A 12,091-nucleotide genomic window follows, 5' to 3' on the forward strand; every position below is an offset into this window, starting at 1 on the left:
GAGTTTGAGTAACGCTAAAAATGAATTAGAATTGAAATATCAGCTATCTGAAGAAGCTTTGAGTATTTACGAAGAGAAAGTGAGAAAGGCAGGCTTTGTCTCTGTGGGTGAATGTCTTGAAACAGATATTACGGTTGATTTACCTAATTTTGAAAGCAAATCTAAAGGAATAGTCATTCGCTATCGCATAATAAGTGTTGGGAGATACTTATTGACCATTAAACTCAAACGTCAGAATAATCATTACCAAGAGTATGTAGAATTGGAGTATTCTAGTAATTCCAATGACAATCTTGCTTTTTCTGATATTCAATGTTTATTACAAAAGGAATTGGATGTAGTGCTTCCTCGGATTATTCTAGAAGGAAAAGATGTGTCTGAAAATTGTATTTATCTGATAAATCAATTGTACGATTTGGGGTTCACACGTTGTCGCATGTTTTCTCAGAAGAAACGTCATGAGTACAAAAAAGAAAATACGGCTGTTTGTTTTGATCTTTTTCCTTGTCATGTTGGGGCTTTTATTGAGCTAGAAGCTTTTAGTGAGGAGAAACTTATAGCTTTAAAGGAATTAATGGCTTTACCTGAACATTGTCGCATTAGCAAGAACTACGGTAAGATTATTCAAGATAGCTTGAAAAAGCAGGGATTGGATAGCGATAGAAGTAGAATTTGTCTTTTTGATGAAACATTAAGGCAGTTTGCTTATAAAAAATTCCATCGTTAACTTTCGCATGAACCATGAGTTTTTCTCATGGTTTTTTGTTATAATATCTTTATGATTGCAATCGAAGAAATTGATAAATTACAAAAAGAAAATCTTAGTTTGATTACGGTAGTGACAGGCGAAGATTTGGGACAATTTTCTCAGCTAAAAGAGCGTATGATGGAGCGCGTGGGATATGATAAGGATGATTTGACTTATTCTTATTTTGATATGGCTGAGGTTGATTACCAAGATGCTGAGATGGATCTTGAAAGCTTACCGTTTTTTGCAGATCAAAAAGTGGTTATTTTTGATAATCTACTTGATATCACGACGGCTAAGAAGTCTTATTTGTATGATAAGGAACTCAAGCGTTTTGAGGCATATTTGGAAAATCCTTTGGACACGACGCGCTTGATTATTTTTGCACCAGGGAAATTAGACGGCAAACGTCGCTTGGTGAAAATTCTTAAACGTGATGCACAGATTTTTGAAGCGAGTGAATTAAAAGAAGCAGAGCTAAAAACGTATTTTCAAAAATTGGCTCACAAAGAAAATCTGACCTTTGATTCAGGTGTTTTTGAGGCTTTACTTTTGAAATCCAATTATGATTTCAGCGAAATTTTGAAAAATATTGCCTTTTTGAAATCTTATAAAAAAGATGGTCATATTACTTCAGAAGATATTAATCAAGCCATTCCGAAAACACTTCAGGATAATATTTTTGATTTGACGCAGTTTGTCTTGAATGGCAAAATCGACGAGGCGCGTGAGCTGATTCGCGATTTGCGCTTACAAGGTGAAGACGAAATCAAGTTGATTGCTATTATGCTAGGGCAATTTCGTATGTTTTTGCAAGTCAGCATCTTAGCCAGTCAAGGAAAGACAGAGCAGCAGATGGTAGCAACCTTGTCTGATTATCTGGGACGCCGTGTCAATCCTTATCAAGTTAAATTTGCTGTGCGTGATTCACGCACACTGTCAATGACTTTCTTGAAAAAAGCTATTGCTATTTTGATTGAGACAGATTATGCCATTAAGACAGGAACATATGACAAAGATTACCTCTTTGATGTGGCTATTTTAAAAATTGCTCATGAGCATCATTAAGCATACTTAAAAAAGCGGTCAAATAATTTGCTAGTTAGACTTGATTCTTATAAAATGATGATAAGAAATAACGAAAAGAAAGAAGGTAACTAGCATGGCTATTATTTTACCCGAATTACCATACGCATACGATGCGCTTGAACCATACATCGATGCAGAAACAATGACATTGCACCATGATAAACATCATGCCACTTATGTAGCAAACGCCAATGCGGCTCTTGAAAAACACCCTGAACTTGGAGATGATTTGGAAGTTATCTTGGCAGATCTTGACAAGATTCCAGCAGATATTCGTCAAGCGGTGATTAACAATGGTGGTGGTGCTCTTAACCACTCACTTTTCTGGGAATTCCTATCTCCTGAAAAACAAGAGCCGACAGCAGATGTTTTGGATGCGATTGAAGAAGCTTTTGGTTCATTTGATGAGTTTAAAGCTGTCTTTACAAAAGCTGCAACAACACGTTTCGGTTCAGGTTGGGCATGGCTTGTCGTTAACAAAGATGGCAAGCTCGAAGTAACCTCAACAGCTAACCAAGACAATCCAATTTCAGAAGGTAAAAAACCAATTCTTGCTCTTGATGTCTGGGAACATGCCTACTATCTCAAATACCGTAATGTCCGACCAGACTATATCAAAGCTTTCTTTGATATTATCAATTGGGCAAAAGTTGCTGAATTGTACCAAGCAGCAATTGCTGACTAAAAATTAAACATAGTACTCTCTAATCTAGAGGATAGGCATTTGTCTATCCTCTTTTTACGTCTAAATATGATATAATAGCAAGGAATAGGGAGGAATTTTGCATGTCAGGACATAATAAATGGAGCAAAATTAAAAACAAAAAAGGTGAAGCAGATGCTAAACGTGGTGCGATTTTCAATAAATTGTCACGTGAAATTTTTGTAGCTGCTAAAGCTGGTGGTGGCGATCCATCAATGAACGCCAGCCTTCGTATGGTTTTGGATAAAGCGCGTGCGGCTAATATGCCAAAAGATAACATCAATCGTGCGATTAAGAAAGCAACAGATGTTGGCGATACAACAAATTACGACGAAATCACTTATGAAGGTTATGGACCTGGTGGGGTAGCTATCCTCGTTCACACCTTAACTGACAACAAAAAACGTACAGATGCGAACATGCACACTATTTTCACACGTAATGGCGGTAACATGGGCTCAACTGGTTCAGTTGCTTACATGTTTGACCGTAAAGGTTACATTGTCATTGACCGTGAAAATCTAGACTTGGATGAAGATAGCATGCTTGAGTTGATTTTGGATGCTGGGGCAGAAGATTTGAAAACATCAGATGACGCTTTTGAAATCTTCACTGAACCAAAAGAATTTCCAGCCGTTAAAGAAGCTTTGCAAGCACAAAATCTTGAATTCGCGCAAGCTCAACTTAGCATGATTCCACAAAACTATGTTAGCCTTGATCAAGAACAAGCAGACATTTTGGAAACATTGGTCGATAAACTCGAAGATGACGATGATGTTCAAGATGTTTACACAAACATGGCTGACTAATAATGAAAAAAGAACTTCGATTTTTTTCGAAGTTCTTTTTGTGTGTTTATTATTTTACAAACATAGCATCGCCAAAGCTAAAGAAGCGGTAGCGCTCATCGATGGCGTGTTGGTAAGCTTCTAGGACGAATTCACGTCCGGCAAAAGCTGAAACCAACATCACAAGTGTTGATTTTGGTAAGTGGAAGTTTGTTGAAAAGGCATCAACCACTTTAAATTCATAACCTGGTTTGATGAAGATGTTTGTCCAACCGCTGTCAGCTTTGATTTCGCCGTTGAATTTTGAACCGATGGTTTCAAGGGTACGAATTGAAGTTGTTCCAACCGCAACAACACGTCCACCAGCAGCTTTTACGTTGCGAAGGGTTTGGGCAGCTTCTTCAGACAAGCGGTAGAATTCAGAGTGCATTTCGTGTTCTTCAACATTATCAACAGAAACTGGACGGAATGTTCCAAGTCCAACGTGAAGTGTCACGTAGACAAGTTTTACGCCTTTTGCTTCAATTTTTTCAAGCAATTCTTTGGTGAAGTGCAGTCCAGCAGTTGGAGCGGCAGCAGAACCATTTTCTTTGGCATAGACTGTTTGATAACGGTCTGGGTCATCCAATTTTTCGTGAATGTATGGTGGCAATGGCATTTCACCAAGGCTTTCCAAAACTTCAAGGAAGATACCATCGTAGTCGAATTCAACGATACGACCACCGTGATCCAATTCTTCTACAACTGTGGCAGTCAAACGACCATCACCAAATGATACTTTTGCTCCCACGCGCAAGCGTTTAGCTGGTTTTGCCAAAACTTCCCATTGGTCGCCTTCAGTATTTTTCAAGAGAAGCAATTCAACGTGACCGTGTGTATCAGGTTTTTCACCGTAAAGACGAGCTGGAAGAACGCGTGTGTTGTTCATGACAAGAGCGTCACCAGGATTTAGCTCATCAAGAATGTGGTCGAAGTGTGCATCAACCATCTCGTGTGTTTTGTGGTCAATGACTAAAAGTTTAGAACTATCTCGTTTTTCAAGAGGTGTTTGGGCAATTAACTCCTCTGGTAAATTAAAATCAAAATCGTCGGTATGCATAATCTAACATGTTTCCTTAATATTTTATTCTCAACTAATCATTATAACACGATAAGCATTTTCCGTCATCTGGTCGAGTTTTAATTGTAACAATTCTAAAGAGGTGGTATAATGAGAACAACAAAGAAAACGCTTAAAAATTAATGGAAAGTGATGAAAAAAGATGAAAGAAAAAATTGGAGATTACGCGAAATCAATCGTCTATGGCGGTATGGATGGTATTGTTACAACATTTGCGGTCGTTGCTGGAGCGGTCGGTGGTAATTTAGGAGTCACACCGATTGTAATTCTTGGCTTTTCAAATCTTTTAGCTGATGGTTTTTCAATGGCAGTTGGAGATTATCTAAGTTCAACGACAGAAGAATCAGTTGTAAAAGGTAAGGCAGTTAAGAATGCTGGGGCAACTTTCCTTTCATTCATATTTTTTGGCTTGATTCCTCTTTTGTCATATCTTTTGATTAATGTTTTTAGCATTTTCAAAGTCCATACTTTTATGATGGCTTGTATTTTAGTATCGCTAGCGCTAACCTTACTTGGATTTGTCAAAGCTTTGATAACAAAGAAAAGCAAATTCAAAGAAATTTTTAGAACCTTATTGATTGGTTTAATCGCTGCTTTATTTGCTTATTATGTTGGTGACTTTTTAGGGCAGTTAGCTGGAACTAGATAAGGAGCTTCCACTCATCTCAGATGGGTGGATTTTTTTAATGTTGCACTATTTACTCATTAAAAAGTAATTTAGATAATGTAAACTAAAAAGAGTATGAATCTCATCCATTTTATGAGTATTATAATTCAATATTGAAATACAATATATTAGAGAGTGACTTGATTAAAAGTCTGAAAAATACTGACTTGGAATATGTTTTTGTTGATGGCTTGAAGAATCAACTATTTGAAACTATTATTTATTTATCACTCAAGTCACTTGTTTTGGACATAAACTATTTTTCTAAGAATTTTTCTGATAAAGAAGAAGCATATAAGAAATATATTTCCTATCCAAAGCAAAAGAGTGGTATCGATAATTTTTTGTGTGCCATAATTGTGTATATGATGGATTCAGGAAAAATTGTTGATTGTGGAAATCATAATAATTTGTACAACAAAAATATGTCATATAGACAAATGTACGATTCATACATGAATAAATACCAAAAAAGGAGTGAATAAACATGGTACAATTAGAACTAAAAAATGTTTGTAAAAAATATACTGGTCAATCTCGCTATGCGTTAGATCATATTAATTTAGCAGTTGAAAAAGGTGATTTTGTAGCCATTATGGGGAGAAGTGGAAGCGGTAAAACAACATTTTTAAATGCTGCTTCAACTATTGATAGTATTGATAGTGGTGATATTTTTTGTGGTGGTAAAAATATTAGTCACCTTAATGATAATGAGGCAACTGAATTTAGAAAAAATAATGTTGGGTTTGTTTTTCAAGATTACATGTTATTAGATAGTTTAACTATTAGAGAAAATATCGCAGTTGCTTTATCTCTTCAAAATGTTGATAGGGCAAAAATAGACAGTAGAATTGATGACTATGCAATGGAGTTAAACTTATATGACCAGTTAGAAAAATATCCATATCAATTGTCAGGGGGACAGAAACAGAGAGCAAGTATTATTAGAGCAGTTATAAAAAATCCGGATATCGTCTTTGCTGATGAGCCGACAGGAGCATTAGATTTAAAATCATCAGAAGATACAATGAAGTTATTGAGTAAAATTAATCGAGTATTTAATGTCACTATCTTAATGGTTACTCATGATGTTTTATCAGCTTCTTATGCTAACCGAGTGGTTGTTTTAAAAGATGGTCAATTTGATAAAGAAATCATAAAATCAGAATGTGGTTCTTCATATCATGATGAAATTAGCCAAGCATTATCAAAAGTAGGTGAATAATATGATTTGGACAATAACAAAAGCAAATATTATAAAAAATTTTTCACTTTATCGAGTCTATTTTTTAGCTACCATTGGACTTTTAAGTGTATTTACAGCATTTTTAACGTTTACTTCTGATAAGATGACTCTGGCAAAAATAGCAGAGAGCGGGCAGGCTTCAGCGATAGCGAATATTTCGCTTGTTTTTTTGATTGTTTTTTTAACTATTTTTTTGATGTATTTCAATAATTTTTTCATCAAAAGAAGAAGTCATGAATTAGGAGCTATGGCTATTTTAGGATTTTCTAAACAAAAGTTAGTTACCCTACTAACTATGGAGAATCTTGTTATTTTATCGGTGAGTTATCTTATTAGTCTTATTGTTGGGCCGACTTTGTACTCAGTGGTAGTATCTCTTATTATTAATGTTTTAGGAATTGAAATATCAAATCAGTGGTTTATATCATCAGAGATGATTGTAAAATCTTTTGGAATTGTATTAATCATTTTTGTTATTAATTTTTTGATTAACATTAGTATTATCAAAGGTCAATCTTTGATTGAGTTTGTTAATTATTCTAAAAAAGCTGAAAAACAAATTAAGGTGAAAAGGATTCGTTCAATTTTAGCAATTATGGCTTTAGGAGCTGCATATTGTTTGTGTTTAACAAGCATGTTTAGTGTGACACAGCGTATCTGGTTGAAAATAGGGATTATGCCAATTTCATTTTTAGTGATTATTCTTATTTCACTAGGAAGTATTTTTACAATTCGTTATGGTCTAGTTTTTATACTATCCCTTTTAAAGAAAAATCGAAAAAAACTCTATCAACCGGTAGCTAATGTTGTATATCCTAAACTTAGTTTTAGAATTGCAACAAAAAGTAAATTATTAATCATTTTAAGTGGGCTTTTAACATTGACGATTGTTATTAGTGGTATGATGGTAATGCTTATTACTTATAGTGTGAATGGTATTAGCCGTTTAAACCCATCAGTTATTGAATATAATTTACAGGATGAAAATGAATCGGTTAACATTGATAAAATTCTTAGTAAGTATCAAGTAAGTCAATTAGATATTCACCTTTTAAGACTTAATAGCAATCCTGAAATAACTATTACAGATAGTGGACAAACAATACCATATTTTGACTTGGTAAAATATAGTGATTATGAGCATCTTGCTAAAGTTCAAGGAAAAAAAGTATTGGCTGATACATCAGCTCCTCTGTTAATTAACTATTATCCTACTAAAAAAAGTTTAGGAAAAACATTTAAATTTGAAAATGGTAGTGAAGTAACTGTAAAAAAAGTAACAACTGATAATATTTTTAGTTTTGCAACTAGTGTGACTACTCTGGTTGTGAGTGATAAATTTTATGATAATTTGAGAGAAAGTTATCCAAGTAAGGAAATGATAATTAGAACTTTTAATGGGAATGATATTCGTCATAGTAAAACTTTTTATGAAAAATTTAAGAATCTAGATGATGTTAAGAGTAGCTATGAGCGTGAATATCTAGTTAAAACGGGAAATATTTCAACTTATATCTTTATTTCATTTTTATCAATACTGTTTGTTATTTGTACAGGAAGTATTTTGTACTTTACAAGTTTGGTTGAGATTATGGAAAATAAAGATGAATATTCTTATCTAAGTAAATTAGGATATAATGGACAGATGATTGATAAAATTCTTAAATGTGAAATTGGAGTATTGTTTGTTGTGCCTGTTTTAGTAGGTATTCTTAACGGAGGACTATTACTTATTTTTTACAAATATTTATTTACAGACAGTCTAGTAGCAAATCAAATTATTTTTGCTTCAATAGGGACTTGTTTATTAGTATTTTTATTACTTTATTTCATTGTTTTCTTTTTGACAAATCGTTCAGCACGTTCTATAGTTAGAGTTTAAAATATGATACAATGAAGAAAATTATATTTTAGTGGGAATGAGATATGGAACAACTGATTAAAAATGGGAGTAAAAAATACTTAGGGGTCTTTGTTGTACTTTTTCAACAATTAATCACTTTGTTATTGTTGTTTTATGACGAAAAAATTGATGGATTAATCTTTTCTGAAAAATTTGCTATTATTACGATTTTACTTGATGGTATTTTTGTATGGTTAGCTTCAGTTTTACGTCAAGATAAAGATAGTATTTTTAAAAAGATTATTTTTATTATTTCTTTGACTATATGGCAATACTATTTTACAATATCAAATCATGATGTTTTCAATATAGTAGGAATTCTTTTTCAGCCGTTGCTGATGTATGGATATACTGTAGAAATTATTAACTTGATACTATATAATCAAAAAGATTTTAAAAGAAAATTTGATACAGTACTTATTAGTAGTATTTTAGTAACTATATTATGTTATTTTATTAATCCCTCTCTGTTTAATTTGTTATATTTCTTTATATTTGTTTTATTACATTTCTACCCATTGTTATTATTGGTAGTTTATCATTCACATTTTAAGCAGGTTATTAGTCCAGTAAAAAAATCATGCCTCTATTTTGCAATTCTTCTACTGTTCATATTAAGTACTGAGTTTTACGGAGATGTACATGGTGTTAGTCCAATTTATACTAATTTAGGTTGGTATTTATTTCCTTCTATATTGGGAGTAATTTATTATTTTAGAACGATTCATGATAAACTTCGCTTGGAAATAAAGCGATGCTGGGGTGACTATCGACCAAGAGTTGAAGTATCACTGATATTTTTTATAATTGTATGGATAATAGTTATTCGCTTTTTTATCACAGATTTTCTCTTATTTTTTGTTGTTACAAGTATCAATGTATTATTCATTTTGATGGTGCTATCATGGTCGATTTATTATATATCTAAAATGAATGAGCGGGTAATGCTAATCGATGGACAGCGTTTGTCACGTTTTATGAAAACAGAAGAAAGTGTTCGACAGGATTTTTCGAATTACCTTCATGATGATATTTTGCAAAATATTATAGCCGTTAAAAATTTACTAGCCTTGGAAAATCAAAAGCTTGCTAGTCAATATGTTGTTGAGGAATTAAATGATTTAGTTGTTAGTATTCGAAATGAAATTGATTCCTATCATCCTATATTATTGCCAGAGAAAAATTTAAAGGATAATTATCAGATGCTTTTAGCTGAGTTAGTGCAAAAACGTAAGAGCAGTAGACAAATCATTTTTAATTGCTCTGATGACTTGTATTTGCTTCCTCCATATGATGTTATGGTATATCGATTTTTAAAAGAATTGACTAATAACGCAATTAAATATGCAACAAATGACAGTATTGATTTATCTTTAGATATTCAATCAGATACGATAGTAATTAAGCAATGGAATGAATGTTTATGTCATAGAGAATCAATAACTTTTGGACGAGGGTTTAAATCAATTGAAGAAACCTTGTCAGCTTTTGGAGGAAATATTAGTGTTCGGATTAGTGACAACATCTTTGTAGTAAAAATTTTATTACCAGTAGATTGGAAATTATGTTATGAAAATTTTATTGATTGATGATCATAAGCTTTTTGCAAAGAGTATTCAATTGATGTGTGAACAATTTGATGAAATTGATGTTTTGGATACTTTAACGATAAATTTTGATAATCTTGACATTAATTCAGCCTATTATGATATTGTTTTACTTGATATTAATTTAACAAATATTTCTAAGGAAAATGGCTTGGATTTAGCTGAAAAATTAATTCAGAAAAATCCTGAAATGAAGATTGCTATGTTAACAGGTTATGTAAAATCAGTTTATGAGGAACGAGCTAAAAAAATTGGTGCCTATGGATTTATTGACAAAAATATTGAGCCAGATAAACTTTTGAGGGTTTTGAAAATAATTTATTCTGGAAGGAAATATTTTGAGTCTTACCAATGTAAAGAGTATCTAGAAGAATTAACCAAGCAAGAGGTTGTCATTTTAGATTTAAGTCGAAAAGGACATACTATAAAAGAAATTGAGGAGAAGCTTTACATAAGTCGTAGAACAGTATTTAACCATTTGAGTCATATCTATGAGAAATTGTCAGTGAACAATAAGCAAGAAGCTATTTATAAAGCTGAGCAATTAGGCTACTTTATGGATTTTTAACTGTAAAAAGGGTTTGGAATTTAAGTTTCAAACTCTTTTTTTATTTCTCAAAACATTTTCCTTGACACGGATTGGTATATACCATATAATAATTTTAGATAAATGGTATATACCAAAAAAAACAAAAGTAAGAATGAGGAAGTTGTTATGAAAGTGATTAGTGTTAATGATCAAATTGAAGGTGGAAAAGTGGCATTTGCTTTGTTAAAAGGAGCTTTGGAAAATGGTGCTAAAACTTTAGGGCTTGCAACAGGCAGCACACCTCTTAGTTTTTATAAAGAATTGGCAAATAGTGACCTTGATTTTTCAGAAATGACAAGCATTAATCTTGATGAATATGTCGGCTTAGCAGCAGATAACGCACAAAGTTATCATCATTTTATGAAGGAAAATCTTTTCCAATATAAACCTTTCAAAAAAAGTTTTTTACCAAATGGTTTAGCAACTGACTTGCAAGCAGAAGCTCGCCGTTATAATCAAGTGATAGCTGAGCACCCAATTGATTTTCAAATTTTGGGGATTGGTCGAAATGGTCATATTGGTTTCAATGAACCTGGCACACCATTTGATATGACGACTCATATCGTCGATTTGGCTGAAGATACGATTGAGGCTAATAGCCGTTTCTTTGATAGCATGGATGATGTTCCAAAACAAGCTATCTCAATGGGAATTAAATCTATTATGCAATCTAAAATGGTTGTTTTAATGGCTTATGGTAAGGACAAAGCTTATGCTATTAACCAAATGATTAATGGACCGGTTAGTGAAGATTTGCCAGCAAGTGTTCTTCAACAACACTCAAATCTTGTGGTTATTGTGGATGAAGCAGCAGCGAGCGAATTAGACTAAAAAAATGCTTCAGAACATGGTAAAATAGGAGCATGCGTTTAGATAAATTATTAGGTCAAGCTGGTTTCGGTTCACGTAATCAAGTTAAAAAATTAATCAGAAGTCGTCAGGTTTATGTTGATGGTCGCTTAGCTGAGGCTGATAACCTTAATGTTGAGCCAAGTTTGCAGGAAATAACGGTATCAGGTAAACGAGTAGAGCAGTCGACTGAAAAATATTTTATTCTTAATAAACCAGCTGGTGTGGTTTCTGCGGTTTCTGATAAGGAACATCAGACGGTCATTGATTTGATTGATGAGGCTGACCGAGTTCCTAAGCTCTACCCTGTTGGGCGTTTAGACCGTGATACTGAGGGATTTTTATTGATTACTAATAATGGTCCCCTAGGCTTTCGCATGTTGCATCCAAAGTATCATGTCACAAAAACTTATTATGTGGAAGTTAATGGATTGTTAGCTGAAGATGCGCCAGCATTTTTTGAAAACGGGGTGACTTTTGATGATGGGACAGTTTGTAAACCAGCAAGGCTAGAGATAATTGAGACAAGTCTTGAAAAAAGCTCTGCTAATATTAGTATCTCAGAAGGAAAATTTCATCAGGTTAAGAAAATGTTTTTAGCTTACGGGGTTAAGGTTACTTACTTGAAACGATTGAGTTTTGGACAGTTTCATTTGGGAGATTTGCCAGTTGGCCACTATCGTGAATTAACAAGTGAAGAAAAAGAAATCTTGAAAGATTATTTGGATTAATGCCAATGATTTTTCAGGATTTTTTTCGAATAAAAAGGTAAGGAGGTTTAC

The 12,091-nt window shown here is 33.1% G+C and carries 13 protein-coding genes; 12 read left to right on the forward strand and 1 reads right to left on the reverse strand.

Annotated features, from left to right (window positions below):
* Positions 1-4: 4 nt before the first annotated feature.
* The 4 genes from BLP98_RS03355 (at position 5) to BLP98_RS03370 (ending at position 3,349) form a co-directional block, all read left to right on the forward strand.
* Positions 5-727, forward strand: coding sequence for a CYTH domain-containing protein (locus BLP98_RS03355; protein ID WP_234792781.1), 723 nt, complete (start codon positions 5-7; stop codon positions 725-727).
* A 51-nt stretch (positions 728-778) separates the two neighbouring features.
* Positions 779-1,816 (forward strand): DNA polymerase III subunit delta, encoded by a 1,038-nt coding sequence (gene holA / locus BLP98_RS03360; protein WP_074482231.1) that lies wholly within the window; start codon positions 779-781, stop codon positions 1,814-1,816.
* 94 nt (positions 1,817-1,910) lie between these two features.
* Positions 1,911-2,522, forward strand: coding sequence for a superoxide dismutase SodA (gene sodA / locus BLP98_RS03365; protein ID WP_074481916.1), 612 nt, complete (start codon positions 1,911-1,913; stop codon positions 2,520-2,522).
* A gap of 101 nt (positions 2,523-2,623) precedes the next feature.
* Complete coding sequence (locus tag BLP98_RS03370) at positions 2,624-3,349, forward strand: YebC/PmpR family DNA-binding transcriptional regulator (protein ID WP_039697215.1); 726 nt, start codon at positions 2,624-2,626, stop codon at positions 3,347-3,349.
* A gap of 49 nt (positions 3,350-3,398) precedes the next feature.
* On the opposite strand, the gene queA is transcribed toward BLP98_RS03370, so the two are convergent.
* Positions 3,399-4,427 carry a tRNA preQ1(34) S-adenosylmethionine ribosyltransferase-isomerase QueA gene (gene queA, locus BLP98_RS03375; protein ID WP_074481917.1) on the reverse strand — a complete coding sequence of 343 codons (1,029 nt, stop codon included), beginning with the start codon at positions 4,425-4,427 and terminating at the stop codon, positions 3,399-3,401.
* 163 nt (positions 4,428-4,590) lie between these two features.
* Between queA and BLP98_RS03380 the strand changes: the two genes are divergently transcribed.
* The 8 genes from BLP98_RS03380 (at position 4,591) to BLP98_RS03415 (ending at position 12,040) form a co-directional block, all read left to right on the forward strand.
* Entirely contained in the window at positions 4,591-5,097 is a 507-nt protein-coding gene (locus BLP98_RS03380) for a VIT1/CCC1 transporter family protein (RefSeq protein WP_074481918.1), read from the forward strand.
* A 158-nt stretch (positions 5,098-5,255) separates the two neighbouring features.
* Positions 5,256-5,600 (forward strand): hypothetical protein, encoded by a 345-nt coding sequence (locus BLP98_RS09390; protein ID WP_074481919.1) that lies wholly within the window; start codon positions 5,256-5,258, stop codon positions 5,598-5,600.
* Positions 5,601-5,602: 2 nt separating this feature from the next.
* The gene (locus tag BLP98_RS03390) at positions 5,603-6,340 is read left to right on the forward strand and encodes an ABC transporter ATP-binding protein (RefSeq protein WP_027967951.1); all 738 of its coding nucleotides are present in this window, start codon (positions 5,603-5,605) and stop codon (positions 6,338-6,340) included.
* A gap of 1 nt (position 6,341) precedes the next feature.
* Positions 6,342-8,243, forward strand: a complete 1,902-nt coding sequence (locus BLP98_RS03395; RefSeq protein ID WP_074481920.1) for an FtsX-like permease family protein — start codon at positions 6,342-6,344, stop codon at positions 8,241-8,243.
* Between the two features lie 44 nt (positions 8,244-8,287).
* On the forward strand, positions 8,288-9,853 hold the full coding sequence (locus tag BLP98_RS03400) for a sensor histidine kinase (protein WP_074481921.1): 1,566 nt from the start codon (positions 8,288-8,290) through the stop codon (positions 9,851-9,853).
* Positions 9,834-10,439: a response regulator gene (locus tag BLP98_RS03405; protein ID WP_074481922.1), complete on the forward strand. Its 606-nt coding sequence runs from the start codon at positions 9,834-9,836 to the stop codon at positions 10,437-10,439. Before BLP98_RS03400 ends, BLP98_RS03405 begins: the two co-directional genes overlap by 20 nt.
* 147 nt (positions 10,440-10,586) lie before the next feature.
* Positions 10,587-11,291: a glucosamine-6-phosphate deaminase gene (gene nagB / locus BLP98_RS03410; RefSeq protein ID WP_074481923.1), complete on the forward strand. Its 705-nt coding sequence runs from the start codon at positions 10,587-10,589 to the stop codon at positions 11,289-11,291.
* Between the two features lie 32 nt (positions 11,292-11,323).
* Complete coding sequence (locus tag BLP98_RS03415) at positions 11,324-12,040, forward strand: pseudouridine synthase (RefSeq protein ID WP_074481924.1); 717 nt, start codon at positions 11,324-11,326, stop codon at positions 12,038-12,040.
* Positions 12,041-12,091: the final 51 nt, after the last annotated feature.

This window comes from Streptococcus equinus (genome assembly GCF_900104225.1).
GTDB lineage: Bacteria > Bacillota > Bacilli > Lactobacillales > Streptococcaceae > Streptococcus > Streptococcus equinus_D.

Bases quoted from the DNA above. Each gene is read 5' to 3' on its own strand.
- holA (WP_074482231.1), top strand. From the start codon at position 779: ATGATTGCAATCGAAGAAATTGATAAATTACAAAAAGAAAATCTTAGT.
- sodA (WP_074481916.1), top strand. From the start codon at position 1,911: ATGGCTATTATTTTACCCGAATTACCATACGCATACGATGCGCTTGAA.
- BLP98_RS03370 (WP_039697215.1), top strand. From the start codon at position 2,624: ATGTCAGGACATAATAAATGGAGCAAAATTAAAAACAAAAAAGGTGAA.
- queA (WP_074481917.1), bottom strand. From the start codon at position 4,427: ATGCATACCGACGATTTTGATTTTAATTTACCAGAGGAGTTAATTGCC.
- BLP98_RS03380 (WP_074481918.1), top strand. From the start codon at position 4,591: ATGAAAGAAAAAATTGGAGATTACGCGAAATCAATCGTCTATGGCGGT.
- BLP98_RS03390 (WP_027967951.1), top strand. From the start codon at position 5,603: ATGGTACAATTAGAACTAAAAAATGTTTGTAAAAAATATACTGGTCAA.
- BLP98_RS03395 (WP_074481920.1), top strand. From the start codon at position 6,342: ATGATTTGGACAATAACAAAAGCAAATATTATAAAAAATTTTTCACTT.
- BLP98_RS03400 (WP_074481921.1), top strand. From the start codon at position 8,288: ATGGAACAACTGATTAAAAATGGGAGTAAAAAATACTTAGGGGTCTTT.
- BLP98_RS03405 (WP_074481922.1), top strand. From the start codon at position 9,834: ATGAAAATTTTATTGATTGATGATCATAAGCTTTTTGCAAAGAGTATT.
- nagB (WP_074481923.1), top strand. From the start codon at position 10,587: ATGAAAGTGATTAGTGTTAATGATCAAATTGAAGGTGGAAAAGTGGCA.
- BLP98_RS03415 (WP_074481924.1), top strand. From the start codon at position 11,324: ATGCGTTTAGATAAATTATTAGGTCAAGCTGGTTTCGGTTCACGTAAT.